At 70.6% G+C, this 26,984-nt stretch carries 34 protein-coding genes and 5 pseudogenes; 25 read left to right on the forward strand and 14 right to left on the reverse strand.

Features of this window, described 5'->3' with window-relative positions:
* Positions 1-351, reverse strand: a 351-nt coding sequence (locus tag ACZ4WV_RS19360) for a helix-turn-helix transcriptional regulator (RefSeq protein WP_465748377.1), incomplete at its 3' end; no start/stop codon positions are given.
* Positions 352-897: 546 nt separating this feature from the next.
* Between ACZ4WV_RS19360 and ACZ4WV_RS19365 the strand changes: the two genes are divergently transcribed.
* The 16 genes from ACZ4WV_RS19365 to ACZ4WV_RS19440 all read left to right on the forward strand — a co-directional run bounded on the left by ACZ4WV_RS19365 (position 898) and on the right by ACZ4WV_RS19440 (position 11,805).
* Positions 898-1,062, forward strand: a complete 165-nt coding sequence (locus ACZ4WV_RS19365) for a hypothetical protein (protein ID WP_465748212.1) — start codon at positions 898-900, stop codon at positions 1,060-1,062.
* A 525-nt stretch (positions 1,063-1,587) separates the two neighbouring features.
* Positions 1,588-2,298 carry a 7-cyano-7-deazaguanine synthase QueC gene (queC, locus tag ACZ4WV_RS19370; protein WP_465748214.1) on the forward strand — a complete coding sequence of 237 codons (711 nt, stop codon included), beginning with the start codon at positions 1,588-1,590 and terminating at the stop codon, positions 2,296-2,298.
* An 11-nt stretch (positions 2,299-2,309) separates the two neighbouring features.
* The gene (locus ACZ4WV_RS19375; protein ID WP_465748216.1) at positions 2,310-2,696 is read left to right on the forward strand and encodes a 6-pyruvoyl trahydropterin synthase family protein; all 387 of its coding nucleotides are present in this window, start codon (positions 2,310-2,312) and stop codon (positions 2,694-2,696) included.
* Positions 2,697-2,698: 2 nt separating this feature from the next.
* The gene (locus tag ACZ4WV_RS19380) at positions 2,699-3,406 is read left to right on the forward strand and encodes a 7-carboxy-7-deazaguanine synthase QueE (protein ID WP_465748218.1); all 708 of its coding nucleotides are present in this window, start codon (positions 2,699-2,701) and stop codon (positions 3,404-3,406) included.
* Positions 3,407-3,566: 160 nt separating this feature from the next.
* Positions 3,567-4,349, forward strand: coding sequence for an RNA-directed DNA polymerase (locus tag ACZ4WV_RS19385; RefSeq protein WP_465748220.1), 783 nt, complete (start codon positions 3,567-3,569; stop codon positions 4,347-4,349).
* An 11-nt stretch (positions 4,350-4,360) separates the two neighbouring features.
* The gene (locus tag ACZ4WV_RS19390; RefSeq protein ID WP_465748222.1) at positions 4,361-4,924 is read left to right on the forward strand and encodes a formylglycine-generating enzyme family protein; all 564 of its coding nucleotides are present in this window, start codon (positions 4,361-4,363) and stop codon (positions 4,922-4,924) included.
* Positions 4,921-5,364 (forward strand): hypothetical protein, encoded by a 444-nt coding sequence (locus ACZ4WV_RS19395; RefSeq protein WP_465748224.1) that lies wholly within the window; start codon positions 4,921-4,923, stop codon positions 5,362-5,364. The genes ACZ4WV_RS19390 and ACZ4WV_RS19395 overlap by 4 nt, the downstream gene beginning before the upstream one ends.
* The gene (locus ACZ4WV_RS19400) at positions 5,364-6,398 is read left to right on the forward strand and encodes a glycosyltransferase family 2 protein (RefSeq protein WP_465748226.1); all 1,035 of its coding nucleotides are present in this window, start codon (positions 5,364-5,366) and stop codon (positions 6,396-6,398) included. Before ACZ4WV_RS19395 ends, ACZ4WV_RS19400 begins: the two co-directional genes overlap by 1 nt.
* Positions 6,395-7,342 carry a radical SAM protein gene (locus ACZ4WV_RS19405; RefSeq protein WP_465748228.1) on the forward strand — a complete coding sequence of 316 codons (948 nt, stop codon included), beginning with the start codon at positions 6,395-6,397 and terminating at the stop codon, positions 7,340-7,342. Before ACZ4WV_RS19400 ends, ACZ4WV_RS19405 begins: the two co-directional genes overlap by 4 nt.
* Positions 7,339-7,896 (forward strand): phosphoribosyltransferase, encoded by a 558-nt coding sequence (locus tag ACZ4WV_RS19410; protein ID WP_465748230.1) that lies wholly within the window; start codon positions 7,339-7,341, stop codon positions 7,894-7,896. The genes ACZ4WV_RS19405 and ACZ4WV_RS19410 overlap by 4 nt, the downstream gene beginning before the upstream one ends.
* Positions 7,893-9,023, forward strand: a complete 1,131-nt coding sequence (locus tag ACZ4WV_RS19415) for a glycosyltransferase family 4 protein (protein ID WP_465748232.1) — start codon at positions 7,893-7,895, stop codon at positions 9,021-9,023. The genes ACZ4WV_RS19410 and ACZ4WV_RS19415 overlap by 4 nt, the downstream gene beginning before the upstream one ends.
* Complete coding sequence (locus ACZ4WV_RS19420; RefSeq protein WP_465748379.1) at positions 9,023-9,886, forward strand: 5'-3' exonuclease; 864 nt, start codon at positions 9,023-9,025, stop codon at positions 9,884-9,886. The genes ACZ4WV_RS19415 and ACZ4WV_RS19420 overlap by 1 nt, the downstream gene beginning before the upstream one ends.
* Positions 9,887-9,894: 8 nt before the next feature.
* On the forward strand, positions 9,895-10,500 hold the full coding sequence (locus ACZ4WV_RS19425; protein ID WP_465748234.1) for a PIG-L deacetylase family protein: 606 nt from the start codon (positions 9,895-9,897) through the stop codon (positions 10,498-10,500).
* A gap of 50 nt (positions 10,501-10,550) precedes the next feature.
* The gene (folE, locus tag ACZ4WV_RS19430; protein WP_465748236.1) at positions 10,551-11,147 is read left to right on the forward strand and encodes a GTP cyclohydrolase I; all 597 of its coding nucleotides are present in this window, start codon (positions 10,551-10,553) and stop codon (positions 11,145-11,147) included.
* Positions 11,148-11,236: 89 nt separating this feature from the next.
* A complete protein-coding gene (locus ACZ4WV_RS19435; protein WP_465748238.1) occupies positions 11,237-11,485 on the forward strand; it encodes a winged helix-turn-helix domain-containing protein in 249 nt (82 codons plus the stop codon).
* Positions 11,482-11,805 (forward strand): hypothetical protein, encoded by a 324-nt coding sequence (locus tag ACZ4WV_RS19440; protein WP_465748240.1) that lies wholly within the window; start codon positions 11,482-11,484, stop codon positions 11,803-11,805. The genes ACZ4WV_RS19435 and ACZ4WV_RS19440 overlap by 4 nt, the downstream gene beginning before the upstream one ends.
* An 81-nt stretch (positions 11,806-11,886) precedes the next feature.
* On the opposite strand, the pseudogene ACZ4WV_RS19445 reads toward ACZ4WV_RS19440, so the two are convergent.
* Positions 11,887-12,312: pseudogene (locus ACZ4WV_RS19445) on the reverse strand (LuxR C-terminal-related transcriptional regulator); the annotation flags it as partial.
* A gap of 185 nt (positions 12,313-12,497) precedes the next feature.
* Here ACZ4WV_RS19445 and ACZ4WV_RS19450 point away from each other — a divergent pair.
* Positions 12,498-12,674 carry a helix-turn-helix domain-containing protein gene (locus ACZ4WV_RS19450; protein ID WP_465748381.1) on the forward strand — a complete coding sequence of 59 codons (177 nt, stop codon included), beginning with the start codon at positions 12,498-12,500 and terminating at the stop codon, positions 12,672-12,674.
* Positions 12,675-12,729: 55 nt separating this feature from the next.
* Here the strand turns inward: ACZ4WV_RS19450 and ACZ4WV_RS19455 are convergent, their stop codons facing one another.
* A complete protein-coding gene (locus tag ACZ4WV_RS19455; RefSeq protein WP_465748242.1) occupies positions 12,730-13,890 on the reverse strand; it encodes a tyrosine-type recombinase/integrase in 1,161 nt (386 codons plus the stop codon).
* A gap of 93 nt (positions 13,891-13,983) precedes the next feature.
* Here ACZ4WV_RS19455 and ACZ4WV_RS19460 point away from each other — a divergent pair.
* Positions 13,984-14,157: pseudogene (locus tag ACZ4WV_RS19460) on the forward strand (pirin family protein); the annotation flags it as partial.
* Between the two features lie 965 nt (positions 14,158-15,122).
* Here the strand turns inward: ACZ4WV_RS19460 and ACZ4WV_RS19465 are convergent.
* Positions 15,123-15,269, reverse strand: a pseudogene (locus ACZ4WV_RS19465) (family 1 glycosylhydrolase); the annotation flags it as partial.
* An 18-nt stretch (positions 15,270-15,287) separates the two neighbouring features.
* Here ACZ4WV_RS19465 and ACZ4WV_RS19470 point away from each other — a divergent pair.
* On the forward strand, positions 15,288-15,440 hold the full coding sequence (locus tag ACZ4WV_RS19470; RefSeq protein WP_465748393.1) for a hypothetical protein: 153 nt from the start codon (positions 15,288-15,290) through the stop codon (positions 15,438-15,440).
* A gap of 110 nt (positions 15,441-15,550) precedes the next feature.
* Here ACZ4WV_RS19470 and ACZ4WV_RS19475 read toward each other — a convergent pair whose 3' ends face one another.
* Positions 15,551-16,036 (reverse strand): family 1 glycosylhydrolase, encoded by a 486-nt coding sequence (locus tag ACZ4WV_RS19475; RefSeq protein ID WP_465748244.1) that lies wholly within the window; start codon positions 16,034-16,036, stop codon positions 15,551-15,553.
* A gap of 107 nt (positions 16,037-16,143) precedes the next feature.
* Between ACZ4WV_RS19475 and ACZ4WV_RS19480 the strand changes: the two genes are divergently transcribed.
* The gene (locus tag ACZ4WV_RS19480) at positions 16,144-16,611 is read left to right on the forward strand and encodes a hypothetical protein (protein WP_465748246.1); all 468 of its coding nucleotides are present in this window, start codon (positions 16,144-16,146) and stop codon (positions 16,609-16,611) included.
* A gap of 674 nt (positions 16,612-17,285) precedes the next feature.
* Here the strand turns inward: ACZ4WV_RS19480 and ACZ4WV_RS19485 are convergent.
* Complete coding sequence (locus ACZ4WV_RS19485; protein ID WP_465748248.1) at positions 17,286-19,616, reverse strand: tetratricopeptide repeat protein; 2,331 nt, start codon at positions 19,614-19,616, stop codon at positions 17,286-17,288.
* A gap of 56 nt (positions 19,617-19,672) precedes the next feature.
* The gene (locus ACZ4WV_RS19490) at positions 19,673-20,149 is read right to left on the reverse strand and encodes a hypothetical protein (protein ID WP_465748250.1); all 477 of its coding nucleotides are present in this window, start codon (positions 20,147-20,149) and stop codon (positions 19,673-19,675) included.
* A 309-nt stretch (positions 20,150-20,458) separates the two neighbouring features.
* Here ACZ4WV_RS19490 and ACZ4WV_RS19495 point away from each other — a divergent pair, with 309 nt between their 5' ends.
* Together ACZ4WV_RS19495 and ACZ4WV_RS19500 are read left to right on the forward strand one after the other, a co-directional pair.
* Positions 20,459-20,884, forward strand: coding sequence for a hypothetical protein (locus tag ACZ4WV_RS19495; protein WP_465748252.1), 426 nt, complete (start codon positions 20,459-20,461; stop codon positions 20,882-20,884).
* A 76-nt stretch (positions 20,885-20,960) separates the two neighbouring features.
* Positions 20,961-21,607: pseudogene (locus tag ACZ4WV_RS19500) on the forward strand (VOC family protein); the annotation flags it as partial.
* Here the strand turns inward: ACZ4WV_RS19500 and ACZ4WV_RS19505 are convergent.
* The 5 genes and pseudogenes from ACZ4WV_RS19505 to ACZ4WV_RS19525 all read right to left on the reverse strand — a co-directional run.
* Positions 21,565-21,834 (reverse strand): annotated as a pseudogene (locus ACZ4WV_RS19505) (phosphotransferase); the annotation flags it as partial. The pseudogenes ACZ4WV_RS19500 and ACZ4WV_RS19505 sit on opposite strands and share 43 nt — an antisense overlap.
* A 352-nt stretch (positions 21,835-22,186) precedes the next feature.
* Positions 22,187-22,567: an ArsC/Spx/MgsR family protein gene (locus tag ACZ4WV_RS19510; protein ID WP_465748254.1), complete on the reverse strand. Its 381-nt coding sequence runs from the start codon at positions 22,565-22,567 to the stop codon at positions 22,187-22,189.
* A 41-nt stretch (positions 22,568-22,608) separates the two neighbouring features.
* Entirely contained in the window at positions 22,609-23,262 is a 654-nt protein-coding gene (gene folE / locus ACZ4WV_RS19515) for a GTP cyclohydrolase I FolE (protein ID WP_465748256.1), read from the reverse strand.
* A gap of 1 nt (position 23,263) precedes the next feature.
* A complete protein-coding gene (locus ACZ4WV_RS19520; protein ID WP_465748258.1) occupies positions 23,264-23,719 on the reverse strand; it encodes a hypothetical protein in 456 nt (151 codons plus the stop codon).
* Positions 23,720-23,746: 27 nt separating this feature from the next.
* On the reverse strand, positions 23,747-24,298 hold the full coding sequence (locus ACZ4WV_RS19525) for a DUF2231 domain-containing protein (protein ID WP_465748260.1): 552 nt from the start codon (positions 24,296-24,298) through the stop codon (positions 23,747-23,749).
* Positions 24,299-24,422: 124 nt separating this feature from the next.
* Here ACZ4WV_RS19525 and ACZ4WV_RS19530 point away from each other — a divergent pair, with 124 nt between their 5' ends.
* From ACZ4WV_RS19530 to ACZ4WV_RS19540, 3 genes are all read left to right on the forward strand, one after another.
* Positions 24,423-25,160, forward strand: a complete 738-nt coding sequence (locus ACZ4WV_RS19530; protein WP_465748262.1) for a helix-turn-helix transcriptional regulator — start codon at positions 24,423-24,425, stop codon at positions 25,158-25,160.
* 23 nt (positions 25,161-25,183) lie between these two features.
* Positions 25,184-25,333, forward strand: coding sequence for a hypothetical protein (locus ACZ4WV_RS19535; protein ID WP_465748264.1), 150 nt, complete (start codon positions 25,184-25,186; stop codon positions 25,331-25,333).
* Positions 25,334-25,488: 155 nt separating this feature from the next.
* Positions 25,489-25,938 (forward strand): DoxX family protein, encoded by a 450-nt coding sequence (locus ACZ4WV_RS19540; RefSeq protein WP_465748266.1) that lies wholly within the window; start codon positions 25,489-25,491, stop codon positions 25,936-25,938.
* Between the two features lie 121 nt (positions 25,939-26,059).
* On the opposite strand, the gene ACZ4WV_RS19545 is transcribed toward ACZ4WV_RS19540, so the two are convergent.
* Positions 26,060-26,458 (reverse strand): HAD family hydrolase, encoded by a 399-nt coding sequence (locus ACZ4WV_RS19545; protein WP_465748268.1) that lies wholly within the window; start codon positions 26,456-26,458, stop codon positions 26,060-26,062.
* 123 nt (positions 26,459-26,581) lie between these two features.
* Positions 26,582-26,932 carry a hypothetical protein gene (locus ACZ4WV_RS19550; RefSeq protein ID WP_465748270.1) on the reverse strand — a complete coding sequence of 117 codons (351 nt, stop codon included), beginning with the start codon at positions 26,930-26,932 and terminating at the stop codon, positions 26,582-26,584.
* Between the last annotated feature and the right edge of the window lie 52 nt (positions 26,933-26,984).

The following is a 26,984-nucleotide window of genomic DNA, read 5'->3' on the forward strand; positions in this document are numbered from 1 at the left end:
GCGTGCGGTGCTCCGTGCCCCTCCCCCCCCCCCCCCCCCCCCCCTCTCCTCCCCCCCCCCCCCCCCCCCCCCCCCCCCCCCCCCCCCCCCCCCCCCCCCCCCCGACCCTGCCACTGGTCCCGGTTGCGGAGCGCCATCGGCATCCAGGTTCCCGAAGATGACGGCACGCAACTCATCCTGGGGGACCTTAAGGAGTCGGGCGAGCTTCGGCATCTGCCACGGGCGCGGCGTTGCCTTCCCGTTCTCCCACCGATGGATGGTCGTCCGGTCCACGTCCATTGCCACCGCCAGCTGTTCCTGGGTGTAGCCGGCAGCCCTGCGCAACACGGCGAGCTGTCCACATCGCGTCATTGCGCTCCTTCAGAGAATTTTGACCGCTGACTTCGCAGGTCATGGGCAGATTTTCAACATCAACGCCGCACGATGCAACAAGTCTGCACTGTCACAGGGGCTTTGGCTGGTGATTCGGTATGACCCGCCCGAAGTTGGCAGCCCGGCCGGACCGACCCACCTCACGGGCTCCGGCGACTCGACGGCTGCCCAACCCTCCCAACCGTGCTTCGGGGCGCGATCGGCATCACCTCCAGAAAGGACCCGGCCGTGGACACTGCTTCCGCCCTTGATCCAAGTCGATTCGTGCAGCACCCTCTCGGCCACGTCGGTGATAGGAGTCGACTGATGAGCATGGTCTTGTCCCCGCCGGCTATCCCGGCCGCCCGTCCGGCTCCGGCCAGCGCCCAGACGGACGCACCGGCCGAACCGTTCGTTGCGCCGCACGTCCGGCCCCGATTGGACCTCCACAGCAACGCATCCTTCATCCTCAGCATCTCTTCCATGCCGCTGCGGCGCCCTCCCCGGTTCGCCACCGACAGGACCTCCTGGGCGCGAAGCGAGGAGGTGGACCACGACCGATTCGCCACTGTGTTGTGGACGCTGTGGCTCCTGGGCAACATGGCCGTTCTCGGCCTCCTGGGGGTGGTCGCGAGCCACCAACTGGGGGAACCGGGAGTTGCGCACGGAGCGGACGTCGCCCGGACCGTCCCCGACATCGGCGCAGCCTAGCCTTGCCTCCGTCCGAACCGGTGCGGTTTGTCCTCCCGGCACGCTGGCCTGTGCCCGTGACACAGGACGGCCTCCCGCGGTTCTCGCGTGAACGGGGACTGGTCTACATCGCCGCGGAACTCACGTGGTGGACCAGATCCGCTCCTCTCGATGACGCCGGCGCCGGGGAACTGGCCGACATCTGCAGCACGGTCCGTAGCACCTTGGTCCGTTCGGCCGACGTCCGAATCGCCGGAGACGCTCTCGCCCTTTGCGAGCAGTCCCTGCGGGCCGCCGACGGCCTTCGCGGAGGCGCTCCTGCCGTGCGGCTTCTGCATGTACGCCGTGCGTGCTTCGCGTCCGCAGCCGCCCGGCTCCTCTGCCCCACCCGTCCGGCAGCAACTCCGCCCCCGATCGTCAGGGGGGAGGTGCTCGCGTCCACACCGGTCTGAGTCCGCCACCGCGCCGCTGGCCGTTACGAGCGTGCGCACGCCGGACTCACTCCGCCCTCCGACAGCGGAGGACTACGAGGAAAGACGTATGGAGATGACTGAACACGCTTCCCCGCAACACGCAGTGGTGATCGCCTCCGGTGGGCTGGACAGCACCACCGTCGCCTACTGGCTCGCCGACAGCGGCAGCCGGCTCACGCTGCTCTCGTTCGACTACGGCCAGCGTCACCGGAAGGAACTCGACTTCGCGCAGCGGGCGGCCGGCCGCCTCGGCGCCCGCCACGAGGTGGTCAACCTGAGCAGGCTCGGTCGCCTGCTGTCGGGCTCGGCGCTGACGGACTCGTCGGTCAAGGTGCCCGACGGCCACTACACGGCTGACACCATGCGCAGCACCGTGGTGCCCAACCGGAACGCGATCATGCTGTCGATTGCCGTGGGCGCGGCGGTCGCCGCGGGGGCGGACGCGGTGGCGTTCGGTGCCCACGCCGGCGACCACGCCGTCTACCCGGACTGCCGCACCGAGTTCTTCGACGTGTTCGCCGAGATGGCCCGGGTCGGCAACGAGGGGTTCATCGCCGAGGGCTTCCAGCTGCTGGCGCCGTTCATCGACCAGACGAAGGCGGACATCGTGAGGGTCGCCCGTCAGGTCGGTGTGCCGTTCGCGGACACCTGGTCGTGCTACCGCGGCGGCGAGCTGCACTGCGGGACGTGCGGGACGTGCACCGAGCGGATCGAGGCGTTCGTGCTCGCCGAGGTCGAGGACCCAACGGAGTACGCCACCGCGCCCACGGGGGTGGCCCGATGAACGGTATCGCTGTGTCTGGTCGGCACCGGATCGGGAAGGCGTTCCGGTTCGAGGCGGCCCACTTCCTGCCCGACCTGCCGGAGGGCCACCAGTGCGCGCGGATGCACGGCCACTCCTACGCGGTGGAGTTCGTCCTGACCGCCGACCGGCTGGTGGCGCCCGGATTCGTCACGGACTTTGGTGATCTCGTCCCGGTCAAGAAGCTGATCGACAGCACGCTCGACCACCGGGTGCTGAACGACGTCCTGCCGGTCGCGCCGACGTCGGAGAACCTCGCCTGCTGGCTGGCCGGCTGGTTCGTGGAGCACGTGGAGCCGTCGCTGCCGGGCCGGCTGACGTCGGTGCGGGTGTCGGAAACGGCGAGCAGCTGGGCCGAGTTCGTGCTGGAGGAGCGGTGAGCTTGTCCGAGGGTGAGGCCGGCGCCGACAAGGGTCTGCTGGTGGCGGAGTGCTTCGGGCCGACGTTCCAGGGCGAGGGCCCGAGCGTGGGGCAGCAGTCCCTGTTCGTCCGGCTGTCGCGGTGCAACCTCCACTGCCCGGGGTGCGACACCCCCGAGACGTGGGACTGGTCCCGGTTCGACCCGCGCGAGGTGTCCACTCGGCACGGCGTCGAGGATCTGGCGGCTTGGGTGATGGCCCGCTCGCCGCGGCTGGTGGTGGTCACCGGCGGCGAGCCGCTGCTCCAGCAGGCCCGGGTCGTCGACCTGGTGCAGCTACTGTCGGGTCGGCGGGTGGAGGTGGAGACGAATGGCACCGTCGTTCCGCAGCCGGAGCTGGTCGAGTTGGTCGCGGCGTTCAACGTGTCGCCGAAGCTGGAGGCCTTCGCCGCGCTCGGGGACCGACGGACCGTCCCGGAAGCGCTGGAGGTGCTGGCGGCCTGCGGCAAGGCCCGGTTCAAGTTCGTCGTCCACGATGCCGCCCAGCTTGACGAAGTCGCTTCTCTGGTGGAGGAGTTCTCGCTTCCCGACGTCTGGGTCATGCCGGAGGGAACGAGCAGCGAGGCGATCCTCGGCGGGATGCGGGCGTTGGCGGACGAGGTGCTGGAGCGGGGCTGGAATCTCACCCCGCGGCTGCACACGTTGCTCTGGGAGGACGAGCGTGGCCGGTGATGACAGCAAGGTGCCTGGACGGCGCGGTCGTTCCGGCTCCCCGAGGCCGCGCGTGTTGGGTAGCGGCCAAGTATGCGGTGCGGAGGAGAGCGGGATCCTGCATGCCGTCCAGGCACAGCCCACTATAGCCAACTCCCGCCCTCCGCGCGCCCATTCGATGATGTCGTTCCTCGTCGAGCCCCGGCATCTCAAGGCCGCCGCGCGGGCCTGCATGCGCCGCGCGGGTTCGCCGGGCGCCGACGGGATGAGCTGGGCGCAGTTCCGGCAGGGCCTGGACGGTCGGCTGGAGGCCCTGGCCGAGGAGCTTCGGACGGGCTCCTGGAGGCCCGGTCCGCTGCGCGAGGTGGCGATCACCACGTACACCGGCAAGGTCATGCCCTCGGTGATCCCGACGGTGGCCGACCGGGTCGTCCAGCGGGCGATGCGGGCAGCCGTAGAGCCCGTGCTGGAGCAACGGGCGTTCGCCGACTGGGTGTCGGGCTACCGAGCCGGGCGGAACCGGATCACCGCGCTGCGCGACTCCGACCGGCACCTGCGGGAGGGCTTCCGGTGGGTGGCGGACGTGGACGTGAGGCGGGTGTCGGAGGGGTCGTGCGCGGCCGAGGTCACCGACTGGCTGGCCGAGCACGTGGCGGACGGCTCGTTCTTGAGCCTGTTCGAACGGGTGCTGGAGCCGTTGCCGTGTCCACTCGTCCCGGGCACTGCGCTGTCGCCGCTGCTGATCAACCTGCGTCTGTCCCGCGCGGACGCGCGGCTTGCGGGGCTACGCACGGTGCGGTTCGCGGACAACTACTGCGTCTTCTGCGACGGCGCCGAGAAGGCCGGCGAGGCCCTCGACGCCGTCACCGGGGCGCTGGCGTGCTGTGGGCTGCGTCCCAACCTCGCGAAGTCCAAGGTGTGGGCCGGTGTGAACACCGAAGACCTGTTCCTGATCGCCGGATGAAGGGGGAAGCGATGACACCAAACCTTGCCGGCCACCCGCTCTCCTGGGTGCCGGTGCCGGGCGGTGTTTGCCTGTTCGGCGACCGGCAGAAGCCGTTGCGGGTGATCGACCTGGAGTGGACCGCGACGCCGGTCACGCCCGCCCAACTCGGTCTCGCCCCTGACCACCGGCCGCTGGTCGGGTTGGCCCACGCGCAGGTGGCCCGGATCGCGGCCGACCTGGGCGGTCGGCTGCCGCTGTCCAAGGAGTGGGAGTGGGCGGCCTCCGGGCCCGAACGCCGCCGGTACCCGTGGGGCGAGGACGAGCCGAACGAGGGGCGGGCGAACCTGCGCGACTCGTGCGGACGGCTCACCCCGGTCAGCTCCCACCCCCGCGGGCGGACTCCGACCGGGCTGTGGGACATGGCCGGCAACTGCTGGGAGTGGACCGCCTCGAAGACGATCGGCGACGGCTTCGTGCTACGCGGCGGCTCCTACAATTCCCTGCCGTTGTACGCCCGGTGCACGTTCCTGAACGCCGCTCCGGCCGAGCTCAGCTCACCGGGCATCGGCTTCCGGGTGGTGCGAGCGGCGTGATCGGCGACCTCGTGATCGCGGGCTGCTCGCGCCGCAAGGCCCCCGATGTCCGCCTCCTGCCCGCCCTGGAGCGGTACACCGGAGGAATCGCCCCGCAGCTGCACGCCCGCTTCGGCGATCACCCTCACGCCCGCAGCCGGATCCGCTTCCTGTCCGCGGCCTACGGTCTAGTGCACGCGGACGACCTGATCGCCTCGTACGACCAGCGCCTCGGCACCAACCGGGTCGAGGGGCTGCGCCTGATCGTCAACGGGCAACTGCGGCGCGACTTCGCCGCCAACGGCGTCCCGCAGCGGGTGCTGCTGGTCCTCGAACCCGACTACCTGGTCCTGCTCACAGACATCCTGGCCCTGCCGGAGCGCCCGGTCCTGCACTGGATCTCCGACCCCCGCGGCTGGCCCCAGGCCGCCGCCGTGCTCGACGAATGGAGGTGGCCGTGATGCGCAGCCTTGCGGAGGCGCTCAAGGCCTGGCCCAACACCCACCGGTACTTCACGACCGAGTTCACCACGCGCACCGGCCTGAACTGGCACCAGCCCACCGCCGCGCAGGCCGCCGCAGGCCGGACGATGTCGGTCGTGATCCCGGCCCGCAACACCGCCTACGCCCTGCCGACGGTGTTGAACGCCCTCGGCGCCCAGCAACACGCGGCCGACGTCGAGGTGATCCTCGTGGACGACGCCTCCACGGACGCGACGTTCGAGATCGGCCGCCGGCACCCGGTAGTCACCACCGCGGTGCGCCTGGCCGAGCGGCGCGGCTCGGCGGCGGCGCGCAACACCGGTGCCCGCCTTGCCCAGGCGCCGACCATCCTGTTCGTCGACGCGGACATGGTGCTGCCCCCGCACGTGTTCGCCGATGTCGCCGCCCGCGCCGCGACCGACACCGTGCTGACCGGGTTCCGGCACAACGTCACCTACCGGCCCTCGCCCTGCGGCGGGCCGCTGCTGCCCAAGGGGCCCGCGCTCCTCGCGGCCGACCACCGCGTCACCTGGACGCCTCCGGCGGGCAAGGTCCTGCCGTACTCGGGCATCACGCTCACCGAGGAACTGGACGGGCGCCCGTTGGATGCCACCGAGGACTTCCAGAACCTCGGCCACGGGCGGTTCTACTACGACTGGGACCTGCCCAGGATGGCCGTCACCGCGCTCCTTTCCGTTCCGCGCGAGCACCTGCTGGACGTCGGCGGCTTCGACGAGGAGTTCGGGGCGCTGGGCTGGGGAATGGAGGACACCCACCTCGGCGCGGCCCTGATCGCCTCCGGCTGCCTCGTCATCCCGTTGCGACAGGCTGTCGGCTTCCACCTCGACCCGCCGGACGCCGCCGCCCAGTGGCAGGCCAAGCTCGCCTCCTGGCCCGCGACGCTCGCCCACTACCGGCACCTGCTGTCCCTTCCCACTCCCTCCGACCGCGGCGACGCTTTTGTTGCCGCCGCTGACAGGCACCTGACCGATGCCGAGGTGATCACCCGATGATCCGCGCTTTCGCCGCCGCCACGTTCGGCGCCACCACCGTGGTGCACGACCCGGCGGTGGGCACCAACCACCTGCCGCCCCAGCCGCTGCCCGCCGGCTGCGTCGCCCTGGACGACCAGCAGGTGGCCGGCTGGCCGGAGGCCGACCCCTCCGACCTCTCGTTCGACTTCCCGCTGAGCATGTGCTGGTCCCCGATCGTGCGCTGCAACCTGGACTGCCCACAGTGCCTCGACGACAAGAGCGTGCGCGAATCCACCGCCGCTGAACGGCGCATCCTCGCCGGCCACATCGCCGCCTCGGGGGTGCTGGGCGTGGACCTCTCCGGCGGCGAGCCACTGCTGCTGTGCGACCTGCCCGACCTCGCCCGCGCGATCCGCCGCCAGGGCACCAGCGTGGTCAGCTGCACCACCAACGGCTGGCACCTCGCCCGCCGCGCCGAGGAACTCGTAGACGCCCTCGACGCCATCCGGGTGTCCCTCGACGGCGCCACCGAGGCCACCCACGACCGTTGGCGCGGCAAGGGAAGCTACCGGCGCGCCATCGCGGGCATCCGCGCCGCCGTGGACGAGGGCCTATTCGTGCAGCTCCAGATGGTCCTCATGCAGTCGAACCGGCACGAGGCCCAGGAGCTGCTGGAGCGCGCCGCCCAACTCGGCGCCGGCGGGGTGACGTTCCTCCAGATGCTCCCCATCGGTTCCGGCGCCGCGCTCGCCGCCGAGCAGATGCTCACCGACGAGCAGGCCCAGGAGATCGTCGGCCCGCTCACCGTCCCCGACGGCGTCCGGATCCGGCTGCGCACCCGCACCAGCGCAGGCGGCTTCACCGTCCTGCGTGCCGACGGCTACGCCTGGCGCAACACCCGGGGTGCCACCGGCATCGCCGCATTCATCCCCGTCACCGGCCCGGCCGACCTGCGCCTGCCCACTTCCGGGAGTTCCTCGTGACCGGCTCCTCGCGCACCGGCAGGCGGGTCTTCACGCAGCGTGTCCCGTTCGCGCCGACGCACTACCAGTGCTTCGACGCGGCCCGACTGATCGCCGAGTCCGTCGTCGGGATCGAGCCGGACGTGACCTGCGTGGTCGGCATCGCCTCCGGCGGGATCAACCCGGCCCGTCTCATGGCCGACTACCTCAAGGTGCCCTTCCACACCGTCGCGGCCAGGCACAACAAGAGCGACGCTCCGTTCCAGCAGGCCACCGGCGACGTCGAGGTCCAGCTCGCCGACTCCCTGCCCGGGCGCCTCTCCGGGACGGTGCTTCTCGTCGACGACATCGTCGGCACCGGAGCGACGTACGCCGCAGTCTCAGACGCGCTGAACAACCGGCTCGACCACAGCGCCGAGATCATGACGGCGGCGCTGTTCCGCAACCGCGGCTGCGCGCAGACTCCGGACCGGTGGGCCTGGACCGTCGACGACTGGGTCGTCTTCCCATGGGAGGCCTCGCACCCCGGCCAGACCCGGCCCGTGCCCGCCCTGAAGCAGGTGAGCGCCCGGTGATCGGCCGCCCCTCCTCCCGCGGCGTCCTGCTGGTCCTCGCCTCCTGGGCTCCAAACGCCCCGGCCGGCATCGAACGGGCGACGGCAGCTCTGGCCCTCGGCCTCGCCCAGAACGGCCACCGACCCGTCATCGCCACCGCCGCGCCCCAGCCCGAAGCCCCCGGCCTCCCCGGCGTCACCATCGCCCGACTGCGCCTCGACGACGTCCGGTTCCCGTGCGACGACGACGTGCTGCGCCGCGCCGTCACCTACCAGGACACCAGGCTGACGCGTCAGATCCGGGACCTGATCACCGAGCACCGCATCGACACCGTGTTGTTCACCGACGCGCTGTGGGGCCTGGGCCGCCTGCGCGGTGAGATCCCCGGCCATGTCCGCCGGGCGCTCGCCGCCCACGTCAAGCCGCACACCCTCGACGCCGGGCCCGCGCTCGCCCGCGCCACACGCGTCCTCGTCCCCTCCGCGGTCGTCCGCGACGAGCTGACCGGCTGGGGTCCGCGCAACCTCCGCGTCGTCCCCAACGCGCTCCTGCCCGACCCCGCCGTGGCCCCGCCCGCGCCGGAGGTGCGCGAGGAGCTGCGGCGCAGCGGTCCGGTGCGCGTCCTCGCGCGGCTCGGGCGGGAGAAAGGCGTACTCGACCTGCTGGAGGCCGCCTCCGGTCGGGGCCGGCCGGCCGAGGTCGCGCTCGCCGAAGCCGGGTTCGAGGCCAGCGCGGGCTCGCAATCCGAGCTCCTCGACAATTGCCGTGCAGCGGCCCGGACTTCGGGGGTCCGGCTGCACGGGGCATTGGCCTGGGATGAGGTGCTGCCCTGGCTCGCGGGTGCCGCCGTGGTGATCGTCCCCAGCCACAAGGAGACCTTCGGCCTGGTGGCGCTGGAGGCGATGAGCGTCGGCACCCCGGTCATCGCCTACCGGGTCGGCAACCTGCCAGCCCTGATCAGCCCGACCGGCGACGTCGAGCACCTGCTCGTCGACCACGACGACGGCCCGGCCGCTCTTCACAGGGCGGCACAAACCCTGCTGGAAGATGACATACTGTACGCCGCGACTACACAGACCGTGTATCGGCGGGCAGCCCAATTCGAGCCCCGCCGAATCGCTGACTTCTTCCTGGAGGCGGTGTCGTGATGCCCGAAACCCCCACAACGCCTGCGCCGTTGCTGCTCGTCGACGGGTTCAACCTCCTGTGGGCTGGCACCTTCGGCTTCCCCGCCCCAATCTTCTCCCGCGACAAGGCCCGTGAGTTGACCGGCCTGTTCGCCTTCTTCGCCCTGCTGCGCGCCACGATCCGCGACGACCTCGACGTCGCGCCGCCCGAGGTCCTGGTCGTCTTCGACGGCGAGCACGGCACGACCGAGCGCGTGGCCGCCGACCAGGAGTACAAGGCGAACCGGGAGGCGACACCGGAGGCACTCAAGCCTCTGCAGTTCCTCGCTCCGGTGAAGGACGGCCTGGACGCGTACGGGATCCGGTGGGTCGAGGTCGAGGACGCCGAAGCCGACGACGTCATCGCCACCCTCGCCACCCGGGCCGCCGCATCCCGGGCGGTCCTGGTCATGTCGCGGGACATGGACTTCTACCAGCTCCTCGACGACCGCGTGCGCATCCTCAACCGCTCCCGCAAGACCTCCCAGCGCATCATCACCGCCGACGAGGTCCACGCCCGCTTCGGTGTCACCCCCGCCCAGTGGCCGGCCTTCCGTGCCCTGACCGGCGACAAGTCCGACAACATCCCAGGCGTCCGAGGCGTCGGCCCGAAGGTCGCCGCCACCCTGCTGCGCGACGGCATGCGACTTCACGACCTGCGCAACTCCGGGCGGCTGACCGGCGCCAAGGGTCACGCGATCACCACCGCCTGGGCCGAGGTGCTGCGCTGGGAGGCGATGATCAGGGTGCACCGCGACCTGGACGTGCCCCTGGCCCCCCACGGCGACGCGAGCCCCCAGCTGCCGAAGCCCGCCGACGTCGTCGAAAAGCTCGGGCTGTGGTGAGCGGTGCCATGCCGGGCTCGGTCCTGGCCGCCTTCGCGCACCCCGACGACGCCGAGCTGTGGGCCGGCGCCACCCTCGCCCTCCACGCCCGGAGCGCCGTCGTCACCGTCGTCATCCCGCACCGCGACGAAGTCCGCGACGCCGAGGCCCGCAAGGGCTCCGCCGTCCTCGGCACCAAGCTGTGGCAGGTCCCCCGGCTCGACCACGCCACCGTGCGGCAGTTGTTGCTGGAGACGCAGCCGGACATCGTCATCACCCACCCGCTGGACGACGTCCACCCCGGGCACCGGGTGGTGGCCACCACCGTGCTGGCGGCCGTCCCCGAGCCCCGGATCGCCACTGGCCGTCCGAGCCGGTTCTTCACCTGCGACACCTACAACTCGCTCACTCTCGACGGCCCGGTGCGCGCTGACGTGATCGTGGACGCCACCGCGTCCTTCGACACCAAGATGGCCGCGCTGCGCGAGCACACGAGCCAGCCGATCGAGCAGCATTTCGGTCCCATGGCCGAGAACCTCGGCCGGCTCTGGGGAGCCCGCATCGGCACCCGGTACGCGGAGGCGTTCACTGCGGTGCCGATCCTCGGCTGCCTGCCCGGCGCCACCCACCTCTGACCTGCCGTGTCTCGCGGCCACCCCGCCAACTCACCCCTAGGGGATGACCCATGACGTCCATATCCGTACAGGCCCAGCGCCGTCGCCCCGTCGACCGCCCGCGCGTCCAGGAGCTGACCCGCGAGCTGCTGCTCGCCCTCGGCGAGGACCCCGACCGCGACGGCCTCACGGACACGCCCCGCCGAGTCGCCGACTGGTGGGCCGAGTTCCTCGACCACGACCCCGGCAGGCTCGACACCAGCTTCGCCCAGGAGAGGCAGTACGGCGACTTCGTGCTGCTGACCGGCATCGTGGCGTGGAGCGTCTGCGAGCACCACCTGCTCCCCTTCCGCCTCGACGTCTCCATCGCCTACGTCCCCGACACCGCCGTCCTCGGCCTGTCCAAGCTGGTGCGGCACTTGGAGGCCCACACCCACGCCCTCCAGCTCCAGGAACGCATCACCCACGATGTCGCCCACGACCTCGCCAAGTCCGCCGGCACCGACGACGTCGCGGTCTTCACCATCGGCGAGCACCTGTGCATGAGCATGCGCGGCGTCAAGGCAACCACGGTGCGCACCACCACCATGTGCCGGCTCGGCCGCACCGAGAGCGACCCCGACCTGGCCGCCCGCATCGAACGCCTCGCGCTTCCCGCCCACCCATAGCCGTCGTCCGCTCTCGAAATACCACGTCGGAGCAGGAACCCGTCCGCCACGGCCCCGTCTCGGTCGACCGTCGTGCCCGTCGGGTGACCGTGAGTGGCCGCGAAGTCGCCCTCACGCCGAAGGAGTTCGACGTCCTGGCCTGCCTCGTCGCGGATCCGGGCCGGGTGGTCACCCGCCAGGAGATCCTGCAGAGCGCCTGGGACGCGCACTGGTACGGGCCCACGAAGGTGGTGGACGTCCATATTGCCGCGCTGCGACGCAAGCTCGGCGTCCCGGGACTGATCGAGACCGCCTACGGCAGGGGCTTTCGCCTCGGTGAGGTGGCGGACGCGCCGTGACCCGCCGGATCGTGCTGGCCTTGCTCGCGCTGGCCGTCGTGCCGGTGGCCGCAACGGCGGTGCCGCTCGGGCTGGCCATCACCGAGCGTGAGCACATCGCCTTCCGTGACAAGTCCCAGGCTGCGGCCCGGGTGATCGCCGCCTCCGCGGAGGAGTACCTGTCGGACCGGGAGCCGGCGACCGCGATGAAGGCCGACATCGCCGAGGCGGCGAAGAACGGGGATTGCAAGGCCGTGTTCGACACACGCGGTCAGCTGGTGGCCGCCACCCCGTGCCGGATCACGGAGTCGGGCGAGGCCGGTGAGCTGGTGAGCTGGTGAGCTGGTGAGCTGGTGAGCGAGACTCTGACGGGGCGTGAGCCGGAGCCGCCCGAGACGGAGGGACGCTTGCTGGCCGCGGAGCCCGTCGGCGCGTTCAGCCAGCCGGCCGGCGAGGACGGCGGCCTGGAGGCGGCGCTCGACGCCCAGCTTGGCGAGCAGGCGCGAGACGTGGTTCTTCACCGTCTTCTCGGCGAGGTAGAGCTCCTGGCCGATCTGCCAGTTCGTCTTGCCCTCCCCCACCAGGGCGAGGATCTCCCGCTCGCGCGGGGTGAGCCCGGCGAGCGCGGCGTCCGTCTCGCTCTCCTCGTGGTGACGCAGGCTCTCCATCAGCTTGTGTGTGGTGGCCGGGTCGAGCATGGACTGGCCGGAGGCCACCGTGCGGACAGCGCTGACCAGGTCGGCGCCCTTGAGCTGCTTGAGGACGTAGCCAGCCGCTCCGGCCATGATCGCGTCGAGCAGGGCGTCGTCGTCGTCGAAGGAGGTCAGCATCAGGCAGACCAGCTCGGGATCGTCCGGGATCTAACCGATCAAGACGTTGCGAGCATCGCCGGACGCCTGCAGACTCGAACATCAGTCGGCGCCGATACCTACCATGGTGGCCCGGCCTGAGCTAATCCGGTGTTCGAACTGATAGTGCTCCGCGTCGAACCTGTTCGAGAGTCCGTTGTGGAGGAGCGATGCAGCCGCAGTTCATGAGCGTCAAGCAAACAGCCGAGTATCTGAACATGTCGGTTACGTGGGTGTACCGGGAGGGGCCCAGGTCGGGACTGGTTCCGTACAGGTTCGGGCGTGGTCCCAACGCGAAACTGCAGTTCAAGTTGTCTGACGTCCAGGCGTGGGTGAAGCAGCAGCGCATGTCCGTTGTGTGACCCGACAGACTACCCGCGGAGGGCCTGCCCACAGAGGCAGGCCCTCCGTGTGTTTTCAGGCGGCGAGGCCGAGGTCGAGGGCCTGGGCAGCGCGGCCGATGGAGCCGGGCATGAGGTGGCGGTAGATCTTGAACGTGACATCGAGGCTCTTGTGGCCCATCCACTCGGCGACATCGGTGATGGGGATGTTGTGGCTGAGGCAGTTCGAGGCGAAGAAGTGACGGAGGCCGTAGAGCACCATGCCGTCTGGGATGTCGACGCCGTCGGACTGCTTCACCACGCGCTGCCACTGGTTTTGGAGGAGGTGGCACGGGAAGAAGGGCTTGCTGAGGTCCCGGGGGTGGCGGAGGAGGTAGCCGTCGATGGTTCCATACTTGTCGGCGTACCACTCGATGGAGTGCCGGACCCGCGCCGGGAGCGGAACGTCGCGGTAGTCGCCCTTCTTGCGGTGCTTGAGCGGCGCGTAGTCCCTGGTCGTCTGGTTGACCTGTTCGGTGACGCGGTAGACGTCGTCGGCGACGATGTTCTTGAGGTTAACCGCCGCGGCTTCACCGTTGCGCAGGCCGCAGCCGCTCATGAGGTCGGCGATGAGTAGAAAGGTGTCGTCACCGGCCCTGCGTATCCCCTGGAGCTGGGTGGGCGAGGGGAGGACGGCGCGATTGGGGTCGTACTGGGGCGGCTTGACGCCGGCTAGCGGGTTCTCGTCGTACAGACCGAGCCGGTGGGCATCGAGGAGTATCGACTTCAGCTTGTCGAATGCGTTGGACTGCGTGGCGAGGCCGACTCCGTTGCGCTCCATGGCCTGGATGAAGGTCTCGACGACCTTGTGGTCGAACGTGCCCATCCGACGACTGCGGAACGCCGGGAAGAGATGGTGCTCCAGCAGTGATTCGAGGTGCCTACGGGACGAAGCACTGAGGTCACGCTGGCCGGCCTTCCACTCCGCGACGTAGTCCCCGAACTGCATCGGGCCGTACTTCTGGATCCGCTCCGCCTTGCGCTGGCTCTGCGGGGAGTTCTTCCGGGCCTGGTAGAGCTCGGCCAGACGCGCCTTGGCCTTCTCCTGGGTTGTGAAGCCGGACTCCTCGGCCTGGCGCCCGGCCGCGTTACGGTAGCGGATCTTGTACTCGTGCGGGCACCTCGGCCACCGACTCTCGGGGTGCTCGCACTCCTTGAAGAAGCTGCCCATGCCGCGGATGAGGTTGATGGTGACCATGGTTGTCGACTCCCGGGCGCTCTTGCTGACCTTTTGCTGACCCCGGATGGTCGATCAGGCCTCTGACCTGGGAAGAACCGTCGAATGCGTGGTATGTGGTGGAACTTCATCGGGCGGTCGAACGAAGACATTACCCGAGCCCGCGAGGACTGGATGAAGTCCGTGAACTCCGACCGCTTCGGCGAGGTCCACGGCTACCCGGGCGAGCGCCTGCCCGCCCCCGAACTCCCCACCACCCCGCTGAAACCGCGGGGACGAGCACTCTGACCAGCGGTTTTGCCTCCGGCGGGGAGCCGGCGGTCACACCCGCTCGACTCCCCGACTCAGGGGGGCCGGCCTGGTCGCCTATCCGGCTCGCCTCGGCCCTTCCAAGCGTTCTACGCGTTCCGACGCCTGACCGTCTGTGCCAGCGTTTGCCACGACCAATGCTGACCCAATGCTGACTTTGCTGACATACCGTCAGAAAAGTCCTGCCTCGATGGTCGTCCCGGACTGCCCCCGATCATCGACCCCTGGCATCCGCGATCCCATGCCAGCGGCGTCACGGAGCGTGACCAGCAAGCAGGCCACCCCGCGACCATCATCGAGTGCAGGGAGTGCAGGGGGTTCGGCTGTGAACGAGAGCAGCAAATCCCACATCTATGCGCGCGCAATGCCGCCCCACGCCATCCTGCGGTGTCTTGCCTGCTCATGTGCAGCAGGTTGGCCCGTGCCACCTCCTGCTACACCACCCGAAGGCCTCCGTCCACCGGCTGCCCCCAGGGACCGTCCCGCTAGGGCCATCGCGGCACCGCGCCCCGGTTGCGGACTCGCCGCAGGCTTCTCGGCTGGCTCCCTATGGCCTGCCGATCAGGACGAGGAGCGGCAACCTGCCGGATCGCCTGCGAGGAGCAGAGGAATTAGCCCCTCATCCACGCCAACGCCCCAGCGAACCAACGCCTCCCACTGGATGTCCCCCTGCTAGATGCGCCACCACGCAAGGCGTCGGGCCTCCACTGACCTCCGAGGCGGATCTTTACCCAGGACCATCTGGGCTCGTCATCCCAGCCCGCCCCGGGTTCGCCACCAGCGGCCGAGGGGCGAACGTCACGGCCTCAGGGACCAGCTCGGTCGACGCGGCCGAGAGACCGGAACGGCAGAGGCCACCACCACCTTCATGATGCTTCGCTCGATATTCGAATCAAGTCGACCCCACTGCCGCTCGACCTAGGCTCGTCCGCCCAGGGTCCCGTCTACTTCGCAAATCGCGCGCGATGGACGGCGATCAGGTCGCGGTACCAGCCGTACGAGGCCTTCGGCGTGCGCACCTGCGTCTCGAAGTCGACGTGAACCAGACCGAAGCGCTGACTGAACAGCCCCTCGGCCCATTCGAAGTTGTCGAGGAGGGACCAGGTGTAGTGGCCGCGGACATCGACTCCTTCGGCGACGGCCCGGGCGCGGGCGCCAAGGGGGCGGACATGAAGTCGATGCGGGGCTGGTCGGAGGCGGTCTCCTCGGTGACGGAGCAGCCGTTCTCGGTGATGGTGATGGGTGGGAGGGCCTTGCCGTAGGTGTCGCGGAGGCCGAGGAGCAGGGGGGTGAGGGCGTCGGGGACGACGGGCGAACCGAAGGCGGTGTGGGGAACGTCGGGATGTCGACGAGGTCAAAGGGCAAGCCGGATTCAGCGGGGGCGGCGACGCGGGTGGGGTTGTAGAAGTTGAGGCCGAGATCGTCCAGACCGGGGGCATGGATGAGGTCGAGGGTCGCCGTCGCGCACGGCGCCGTGGATGTCGTCGGAGACGCCGAGGGCGGAGAGGTCGGGGTAGCGGCCGAGCAGGACGGGGTCGGTGAACAGCCAGTTGTGGAGAGCGTGGTAGGTCTCGGCGGCAGCCAGGTCGGCGGGATCAGAGGAGGCCGGCTCGACCGGGGTGAGGTTGTTGGAGAGCATCACCTCCAGGCCGCGATCGTGCAGGATCGACGCGGCGAGGCCGTGGGCGAGCAGCAGGTGGTGGGCGGCCGGGAGGGCCTCGAACGTCCGTATGCGGCCGGGGATATGACCGAAGACAGTGTGGACGAAGGGCGCGTTGAGGGTGATCCAGGTGCGGACGCGGTCGCCGAGGCGGTCGTAGAAGGCGAGGCCAGCCGGGTTGACGGCGCCAGCGCCCATGGGCAGGACCCGGGGCCAGGCGATCGAAAAGCGTAGCCATCCAGCCCGAGTCCCATCATGCCGCAACCTCGGTACGGGTCGAACGAGGCTCGCTGGGCGGGTGGACGGTGACCCTGAACCGCGGCCGGCTCAAGATGTCGACCGCTCAAGAGATGGATCTTGGCTTGCAACAGCCCACGACCCCGCGGTTCGACGTCCCCGCCTGCGCCACCATCTCGCTGGAGTGTGATGCCAACTGGGGCTACCAGGGGCGCAGCCACTCCCACTGGTACTGCGATGCACGGACCGAAGGCGAGTACCACTGGTACGAGACAGCGTTCATGATGAGTCCGCTGCTGGCCCAAGCGCCTCCAACGATTGATCCGTTCGCCCTCACACCGGGCCCCGAAGCCTGGGCGGCGCTGGGGCCAGGTATGGACGTGCGCCAGGCGGCGTGGCCCTTCACCGAGGTGAGCATCGCAGTCCTTGACCCCTTCATCGACCGCTGGGCTCAGTGGTTGGCCGACGCCGCCGCCGGACAGCTGGCACACCCGAGCACCATGCCAGAGCACCCGCCGCAGGGAACCTGGCGGTAACGGCCAAGTAGAGCCGGGCGAGCCGCCAGGGCCGCTACTCGGTGACATGCGAACTCTGGAGCCCGTCAACCCGCTGCGGATGACGGGCTCCGGTACTTCATAGGCGTCAGCAACGTGGCGCCGACCACGGACACCGCCGCTGCTGGCCCTGCCACCAGGACCGCGAGGAACGGCTGGAGCGGGAGGCCGCAGAGCAGCTGGAGGCTGTGCCGCCCTTGGCGCCGTTCTACGACCACCAGTCGTCTTGGTCGTGCGGGTCCGAGAACAGGTGGGTGCAGCGGCCCCCGTCGGCCAGCGCTGTCTCCACTCCTGGCGGAGCGCGCCCGCCGTCGAGTCGTAGCCCCGCTGGCGGAACTCACGCTCGACGGCCGTGCGGTCCCACTGCGCGCTGCCGGTGTGGAAGCCGAAGCGCACGTCATCGGTCGCCGTCTCCAGCACGGTGACGTGCCAGCTCCCGCCGGGCGCAGGGGACGGGTGGGCGAGGGCCAGCAGCGGGGCGCCGGCCCCACGGGGGGCGCGTAGGGCTGCGTGGACGGACGAGCCCAGGTCCGCGACAGGGAGGGACGGGTCAGGCAGGTAGCGGTTCACGTCATCACTCCACGGGTCGTCGGGCCTTATTAGCGCCAACAGTTTGGTGAGCTCCTCCAGTGCGTCCGCTTCGACGCCGGCAGGGGCTACTTCCCCCGTAGCCACCCCCTGCCCCGGGATCGTTCCTGCCAGTACGTGAGTGCCTGCTGGGTGGTCGCGAGGTCGGGGTGGTCCGGGCGGAGGACGCGCAGTTGCTCGTTCAACAGGTCGGAGAGGAGGGCCACTGCGCCGCGCGGGTCGCCGGACTGGCCGCGCCAGCGGGCGAGGGCGGCGCGGGTGCGGAAGATTGCGGACCGGTCGATGTTGGTGGCTACCGCGTAGGGGTTGGCCCGCGGATCCCGGGTGCCCTGGGCGATCTCGCGCGACTCGAGGCGGAGTTGGTCGTTGAGCAGGTCGGTCAGGACGGTCACGGCCCCTCGCGCGTCGCCCGACTCGCCCAGCCAGTGGCCGAAGCGGAAACGGGTGTCGAAGGTGCCCGAGTCCTCCGGCCCCCGTGTGTGGAACTGCTCGTCGACGAGCTGGCGGTACACGACCACTGCCCCGGCCGCGTCTCCCGCCTTCCCTTGCCACTCGGCGGCGTCGCGGCGCAAAGTGAAGTCGGGCGGGCCGGTCCGTCCGCCGACGGCCGCGATGTAGCCGTCATCGGCGAGCAGGTCGCGATAGACGCGTGCGACACCCGGCAGGTCACCGGCCTGTTCGAGCCAGTGGGCCAGGCGGTAGCGCAGCTCGGTGACCTCCTCGACCAGGCGGATCCGCTGGGAGGGGTACAGCTCGTACTCCGGTGCCAGCAGCGTCAGTTGGTCGTCGATCATCCGACGGTACTCGGTGATCGCGGCGGTGAGGTCGCCGGATTGCGCCCGCAGCCTCGCGATCCGGCCGCGCAGTTTCGTCACGGACTCGTGCCGGGCTCCCAGCCGGTCGGCCGTCGTCGGCAGCAGCGCTTCGAAGTAGTCCAGTGCGGCCTGTGGCCGGCCGTCGTCCGCCAGCGTGTCGCCCACCCGGAGCACGAGGTCGTGCAACCCCCGACCGGTACTCCACCCGTACCGGAGCCCCGGCTCGCCGGAGCCCAGCATCAAGACCGGGTCATTGCGGGTCAGCGCCTCGACGTTGGAGCGCAGCACGTCCGGAGGGAAATCGAGGGCGCGCGAACGCAGGTGCGGCGCGTCATCCCTCGGGGGAACCAGGAAGAACGTCGTCGCGTTCGCCTCGTCCGCCGACTTCCGGGACGCGACGAGGAGCAGGTTCGCGGCCACGGCGGCCGGCTCTGCGGCCCGGCTCGCGGGCGCGCTCTCGCGGACGGCCCGCTGCACCATCGGGTGGATCCGCACGGACCGGTCCTGGTCCGCCGGGTCGTAGTCGAGCAGGCTCCACCGGTGCAGCAGCGCGAGCGTCTGGTCGGCGCGCTCGTGCGGGTCCGAGTCCTGCGCCGGGCCGTCGCTCCGTTGCCGGTCCAGGTGCCTGACCGCAGCGGTCAGCACCGCAGCCGGGATGCCGTCGCAGGCCAGCGGTGCCGCCAGTTCCATCAGCAGCCGCGCCGTCCCGACCGGTGCCGAGGCGTCGGCGCGCTCCAGCGCGAGGTCCCAGGCGTGTGGCAGCGGCAGGCTCTGCTCGTCCGGCAGTCCGCCCGGGTCCGGTACGAGGTCGGCCAGCCGCCGACCGTCGTCGCCGAGCAGGCGGAGGTAGTCGGCGCAGCTCAGACCGGTGCTGCCCAGGTAGGCGGCCGCCTGCGCGAGCGCGAGCGGCAGGTGTCCCAGCTCTCGGGCGAGGGCCTCCAGTTGCTTGGGCGGCTCGGCTCGGCCGGCCGCGGCGAGCACCGCCGTGAGGTAGCCGAAGGCCTCGGCGGAACTGAACGACGGCACGGTGACGACCTGTCGGCCGAGCCCCTCGCGGGCCAGGTCCCGGCGCCAGGTGGTGATCAGGGTCCGTCCCGCGGGCTGGTCCGGCGGCCAGAGTCCGCGCAAGTCGTCGGGGTCGACCAGCCCGTCCAGGACGATCAGTCGGCGAACCGCCTCCCCGGCCCCGCCCGGCCGGAGCCAGGCCAGGAATTCCCGCGCGCCCTGTTCCGGATCGGCCGGGTCCCGACCGGTGATCTCGGCGATGGCCTGGGCGTAGGCGGTCGTGATCGCCGCGCGGCTGTCGGCGGTGAGCCAGACCAGCAGGTCGAGTTGCCCGGCCTGCCAGGCGGTGCGGGCCTCGTTCACTGCCAGCTGGGTCTTGCCGGTCCCGGCGGTGCCGACCAGTATCCGGCAGCCAGCGGGGACGCCGGGAGTATCGGGAACGGCCCGGCGTTGGAAGCAGTGCGCGGTGTTCGGGACCGCCCCGACCTGGTGCGGCCAGGCGGCCGGGGCATGTCGGCCGGCGTAGTAGGCCACCTGGTCGGCGTGGCCGACGGCGAAGCTGTGGTTGCTCGCCCGCACCCCTGTGAACGGCGGCGGTGACGAGGCCGGTGACGGGCTTGGCGTGGCCGGTCCGTTCAGCCCTGGGACGGATCCGGCACCTGAGGGTGGCCGATCCGCACGCCCCCGTGGATCACACCGGCGGCGACCGAGCCTTCCTGGGCGCTGATGTGCACGTTTCCGCCGACCGCCATCCCGCCGTCCCCGGCCGACACCTGGGCCTGGGCCCCGCTCTCAGCCAGCAGTTCGCGCAGCGCCTCGCCGGCGCGCTCGCGCTCATCCTCCGGCAGGTCTTCCAGGAACGCCTCGAACCGGGCCTGCCAGGAGGCCTCCTGGCGGATCCGGAGCCGCTCCAACTGCCCGCCCTCAGCCGCAGCGAGCTCGGCGGCAGTGCGGCCCAGCCGCTCCAGCTCGGCGTTCTCACGCTGGGCGTTGCCCCGCCCGAACCAGGCGGCCACCCGGCCTCGGAACCCCTCCCACGCCTCGGTCCCGGCCGCGGTGATCACCGCCGTCCCACCGGACATGGCCAGCGCGCTCAGCACCTCGGACAGCATGCGCCCACCCCCCTTGTCGACAACCGTGACCCCGACCGTACCGCGAGCAGGGGACCGTGCCCAGGCGGAAATCCACCGGTTGCACGGGGGGCAACGCCGAATGACCCACTGTCAGGAACGCCGGGTATCCCTCAGAGGCAGCAGCGGACCACGACCACCGGGAGACGCCGATGAGCACCCGTCAGCGCCCAGCCCGGCCCGAGGACAACGACGACCAGGGCACCGTCGAACCGCTGCCGCCGTCCCGGCCGGGCCGGACCGCGTTCGTACGCGGCGCGGCCAACCCGAACGGCTCGACCAACTCCCTGCGTGCCGCCCGACACCCTCACCGCCCTCGGTGTCCTCAAGGTCGCCACCGCCGACCAGCTCCAGCGACTGCTGCGCCCGAGGGCCGCGTCGAACACCGTGATCCGGCAGTCGCTGCGCGACCTCGCGCTGCACGGCCTGGTCGCCTCCGACGGCAACACCAGGACGCGGCACAAGACCTGGCGGTTGGAGGGCACGGCCGGACTGGAGGCGGCCGGGCAGATTCTCGGCCTGTCTCGCTCCGAGATGGGCCCCACGGCCCGGGGCGCCGGACGCTCCGGCGCGCAGCAACGCGATGGCGGTCAACGAGACGATTGCCGCGTTCGTCCTGGGCGGCACCGCCCCCGGGGCCGCGGGCGGGGTGGGCACCGTGACCGACTGGGCGACCCGGCAGGCATGGAGCGGTCGTACGGGCGAAGCCGAGCGTGACAGATTCTCCCTCAGAGACGTCATTCTGCAACGACTTCTAGATGTCGTTGCAGAGAGGGTACATAGGATCGCCAGCATGACACTGCGACCTGTCCTGGTGAACATAAAGGCTCTTGATGACTCGGCGGTCGGCCGGTTCTGGGCGGAGGCGCTCGGCTGGAGTGTTGCCGGCGAGGGATCTGGCGCGACCGCCGCCAAACCAGCTGGTTTCAATTGGCTGGACCCGGTCGGCATATGCATCGACGTCGTTGCCGTCCCGGAACCCAAGACGGCAACGAAGAACCGTGTGCACGTCGATCTCGCCACCACCTCTGCGGCCCATCAAGCGGAGTTGGTCGCGCGCCTTGAAGTTCTCGGTGCGACGCCCGTCGACCTGGGCCAGGGCGACGTGCCGTGGACGGTCCTCGCCGACCCGGAGGGCAACGAGTTCTGCGTGCTGGAGCCTCGGGAGATGTACCGCGACACCGGGCCGATCGCCCGGGTGGTGGTCGACTGCACGGATCCGCGGGCCATGGCCCGGTTTTGGGACGAGGCGATGGACTGGGCCCTGCACGAGGTGACGGACGACCATGCGGTGTGGCGCTCGGCAAGGGTGTCGGCCCGTATCTTGAGTTCCTCCGCTCGCCCGACGTGAAGACCGTGCCGGACCGCGTCCATCTTGACCTGGTGCCGGACCCTGGCGCGAGATTGGTGGAGCAGTGCGCAACGTCGAGGTCCGCCGGGCCCCAGGAGGCCGCTGCCCAGTCGACGACGGTGATCCGGGCACTGGCGGCACCGGCCGGGTCCTCGGGCGGCAGGTTGAACAGCACGTTTCCGGGCTGGAAATCCCGGTGCAGGAGGCGCCCTTCGTAGCGCGGCGCGGGCCTGCGGATCACGTCGATCGCGGCGGCCCAGACCGCGGCTTCGGCGCCCTCGGGGGTCACGACCGTGTCGGCGGTCGTCAGCGCATCCGTGTGCTGGACGGTGGCACGGGGCGGCGCACCGAAGGTAGCGACACCCGTACGGCCCCCCTGAGCCGTCCGGAAGACGATGAACTCCCGGCCGGCCGGGTCGCCGCGGACGATCACGTCGTCGTAGGTGCCCTGCTCCGTCGTCGGTGCGCAGGCCGCGAGCGAGCACGGTCGAGCGCCATCGCCGGCGGAAGGGATGGCTTCGTCTCCTCGATGCCCCGATCGTTACCTGGGTCGGTTCCCGGGTCGCGCCGCGCACCCGCCCGGGTTTCTCACCGAGGCAGCCCTGGTGGATTCGCGGCACGACCTCAGCGGGCGGCGTGCACCAGCGGGTGCGGCCCGTGCTCGGCTGTCACGGACCGGAGCGAACCGGGGACGAGGCGAGCATGGAGCGGACCGCCTCGGGCGAGCGGCCGATCACGGTGGTGCCGTCGTCCGCGGTGATGATCGGCCGCTGGATGAGGACCGGGTGTGCGGCCAGCACCTCGATCCAGCGGGTGCGGTGGCTCTCTTCGCGCGGCCACGAGCCCAGGCCCAGCTCGGCCGCTACGGGTTCGCCGGTGCGGGCGATGTCCCAGGGTTCCAGAGCGAGGCGCTGCAGCACGTCGTCGATCTCCTGGGCGGTGGGCGGTTCTTCGAGGTAATGCCGCACCGTGTACGAGGCGCCGCCGGAGTCCAGCAGCGACAGTGCGGAGGCGCACTTGCTGCAGGCCGGGTTGATCCAGATTTCCACGAAGTCGGTCTTTCCGTGCAGGTGTGGGGGGTGCGGGGGTTTCAGCTCGGGAGCCCGGCCAGGGCGAGGAACTCGCTGCGCGAGCGGGCGTCCTCGCGCAGGGTGCCGAGGAGGGTGGAGGTGAGGGTGGTGGCGCCGGTGGCCTGGACGCCGCGCAGGGTCATGCAGGTGTGCTCGGCCTGGATGACGATGCCGACCCCCTTGGGCTCGAGGTGCTCCTGAAGCCAGTCCGCGACCTGCTTGGTCAGGCGTTCCTGGACCTGCGGGCGGCAGGCGAAGTACTCGACGACGCGGGCGAGTTTGGACAGGCCCAGGATCCGGCGGCCGGGCAGATAGCCGACGTGGGCGGTGCCGACGAACGGCAGCAGGTGGTGCTCGCACACCGACCGCAGCGGTATGGAGCGGGCGAGAACGAGTTCGTCGTAGCCTTCGTCATTGGGGAAGGTGGTCAGGTCGAACGCGCGGGGGCTGAACAGCTCGGCGTAGGCGCGGGCCATCCTGCCCGGCGTGCCGCGCAGGCTCTCCGAGTCGGTGGATATGCCCAGGGCGTGCAGGAACCGCGCGGCGGCGTGCTCGGCCGCCGCCAGATCGACCCGGTCGGCGTCGTGGACGACCCGCAGGGCCTGGGCCGGGAGCCGGGGCGGCAGGTCCCGGTCGTCGATCACGTCGACACCGAGGGCGGAGTGCTGGTTCATCTCAGCTGCCTCCGATGCCCAGGGCGGTGAGCAGGACCAGGACAACGGTCACCACCGCGAACAGGCCGTGGCCGAGGACGACCGCGATGGGGAAGTGGCGCTCGGCCGGAGCATCGGCATCGGCATCAGCACCGGCGCCAGCACCGGCAGCGACGGGGGCGGTGCGGGCGCGGTAGACCGGGATCCAGCGCAGCAGCATGACGAAGCCCAGCAGTGCGACCGGGACCAGCAGTCCGAAGGCCGTCCAGGCGAGCGCCGTCTTGTCGGCGGCGAGGTAGACGATCCACACCACCAGGCCGGCGGCGGCCAGCGCGAAGTGCCCGAACAGTACCGGCGCGGGCAGGCGGCTGGTGCCGGTGCGCTGCTGGCGTACGCCCCCGCGCTGGATCCAGACTCCCAGCATGTAGAAGCCGCCGAGTGCGGTGACCAGCCAGGTGATGAGTGCTGCGATGTCCATGAGCTGCTCCGGGTGGTGAGGGTCGGTTCAGTGGGAGGAGCCGGCGGCGCCGGGGCCCGGCGGGGTGCGCGTGGTGTAGCCCTCGGCCTGGGTGGTTTCGTCGGCGACCCGCACGCCGTAGCGGTAGGCGAGCTTGCCGCCGAGGAAGCCGGAGACGCCCAGCGCCGCGATGCTCACGGCGGACAGGGCGAGCATCCCGGCGCCGACGCTGCCGGAGGTGCCTGCGGAGTGCCGCCAGAAGAAGGCTCCGGTATAGGCGCCGGTCACCAGCAGGTTGAGGGTCATGTGGATCAGTCCGGTGCGGAACGCGCGGGTGCCGGTCGGGATGGCCAGCAGGTCGAGGAAGCCGACCGTCGCCGCCGCCAGCGCGCCCAGGACGCCGACCGCGATAAGCCACATCGAGCTGCGGGTCAGGAAGCCCGGGTCGTCTACCGCGTGCGAGGCGATGTCGAACACCAGGCTCGCCACCCAGGCGCCGATCGGCACGGTCACCAGGATCGGGTGGAACGGGTGCCCGTACGGGCCCGCCATCACCGCGCTGACCGGTTGCTTCGCCTGCAGCTGCTGCTCGCTGGCCATGACGCTGCCCCTTCCGTAATTTCGCCAATAAGTCTTGTCGTTATTCAGGCAGGTCGTCAAGCCGGGCAGGTCAGGACACCCCGAGAAGGCCCCTGGCATCACTCGTGGGAGTTATCGTGGTCGCGTGTCCAGTGACGAAGCGACGACGGACCCGACCGAGGCGATCGAGTCCGTGAGCGTCCTCGGGGAGGAGTCCCGGCGCCGCATGTTCGCCTTCATCCGGCGCGCCGGCCACCCCGTGACCCGGGACGAGGCCGCCGCCAGCGTCGGCATCTCCCGCAAACTCGCCGCCTTCCACCTCGACAAACTCGTCGACGCCGGCCTGCTGCGAGCCCGCTACGGCACGCCTAACGGCGTACGAAAGGTCGGACGCCAACCCAAGGTGTACGAGCCGACCGACACCCAGATCACCGTCTCCATCCCCGAACGCCGCCACGAACTCCTGGCCGACCTCCTGCTCGAGGCCATCCTCACCGAGACCGGCGACCGGAGCGCGGCCGACGCGGCGATCGAGGCGGCCGGACGCCGCGGGCAGGACCTCGGCCGGACGGAACGCGAACTGAGCCGCCCGGGCCGCCTCGGCGCCGAACGCGGACTCAACCTGTGCGAGCGGATGCTGGAGGCGTACGGCTTCGAACCGGTCCGCGAGGCCCCCACCGAAGTGCGCCTGCGCAACTGCCCCTTCCACCCGTTGGCTGCCAAGGCACCCGGCCTGGTGTGCGGCATGAACCACGCCTTCCTCAGCGGCTACGTCGACGGCCTCGACATCGGCGGCATCGAAGCCGTCCTAGCCCCCAGCCCCGGCGAATGCTGCGTGCAACTGCGCCCGGCCCAGCCCACCGGACCGACGGATCCGCACTGACCGCCTCCCCGCCCGACGGGCCGATGCGTGAGGTCGTCGAAGCCGACCTGGTGGCCCAGGGCCGGCGCGGGGCAGGTGAAAGCGAGCCGGCGATCGGCATCTGCGCCCACCGCGCGCCCTCCCGACACCCACGGCTCGATGAGGCGGCCAAAGGCGCCATCACCTACCAGTGAGAGCGCGCGGCGGCTGATCGATCGTCGGCAAACCAAATTCGTGCGACCCGATCCGTGAGCGACTCTCAGCCCGCACGGCTTTACAGCTATGGCAAGCCTCACCTAACCTCTGGCGTCGGCCCTTCCCGTCCCCCATCGAAGGAACGACCGAACCCATGCCTCTCACCGACTCCATCGACAAGGCCCGTCCGTACGCGCTCGGCCTCTTCCGGATCGTCATCGGCTTCCTCTTCGCCTGCCACGGTGCCTCCTCGCTCTTCGGCGTCTTCGGCGGGTCCATGGGCACCGGAGCCACCGTCCCCACCGGCACCTGGCCCTACTGGTACGCGGCGGCCATCCAGCTGGTCGGCGGGGTCCTCGTCATGTCCGGCCTGTTCACCCGGAGCGCGGCCCTGGTCTCGTCGGGTTCGATGGCCTACGCCTACTTCGTGGAGCACCAGGCCGACGCACTGCTGCCGCTGCAGAACCACGGCGAGCCCTCCGTGATGTACTGCTGGGCCTTCCTGCTCCTGGCCTTCACCGGCCCCGGCGCGCTCGCCCTCGACCACGTCCTCGCCACGCTTCGCCAGGGCCGCTCCACCTCCGACGCCGCCGTCGCCGCGTAACGGCTCCGCCCCACCCAGTCCGTAGCTGGCGAACGGACTGCGGCCCGACCGTGAAGAGCCGACGGCTCACCAGCCGTCGGCTCTTCGTCGACCACGTACTCCGCCGGGGCCCAGGCGGGGGCTAGGAAGTAGCCCGGGTAAGCGTGCGGGCAAGGTCCGGCAGATCGCTCGCCGTGTAGTGCGGGGCCGTCATGATCGCCGGATAGCCGGTCGCCGCTCGCTGGAGCCAAGCGGCCTGCAGCCCCGCGCGGCGGGCGCCGTCGATGTCCCAAGGGTGGACCGCGACGAGCAGGGTCTCCTCCGGTGCGGCGGCCAGGGTGCTGGTGGCGTACCGGTAGGCAGCGGCGGCCGGTTTCCAGGCGGCCGGGGCGCTCACATCGAGCAGCGCCTCGAAGCAGTCCAGCAGTCCGGCGCCGTCCAGCAGGCGCTCGGTGGTGGCGGTTGAGCCGTTGGTCAAGGTCGCGAGCCGCAGCCCGGCTGCGTGCAGCGCCCGCGCTCCGTCGGACACATCCGGGTGCACGACAAGGTCGCCGAAGCCGTCCGGCGCTTCACCCGGGCCTTCGACTTCCGGCCCGCCCGCCGCGACCGACCAGCTCGACTCCTCACCACCCCGATCCGGATCGCCGAAGACCTGAATCGGCCCTCACCACAGACCCGGATCGGTCTGGACCAGGAGGTCACCGCGCTCGGACGGCTCTGTGACCGTGTGGCCCAGCTGGACCAGCAGGCGCGAGACCGCGGCCTGCACGACCGCTTTCATGCTGTCGCCGGAGGCTCGCTGGTCCTTCACTAGTGAGGTGAACCCGTCCGAGGCCGTCCAGCGCACCACCACCCCGGCCGACACCTCCATCAAAGAAAGCCCCGGCCTGCCGTCCTCCTCATGCTCACCAACCAGGTGAAACCCCGCCTGCCTCAAGGCATGCCGCACCTGCATATGCAGATCGGAAAGCGGAGATGACACGATTCTCCGCCTTCCCCGCATTTCGACGATCACGCATCCCCGACTTGAAACAAGACTCCGAGGGCATCTTCTCCATCCACGGACA

Source organism: Kitasatospora sp. NPDC029312 (assembly GCF_055569215.1).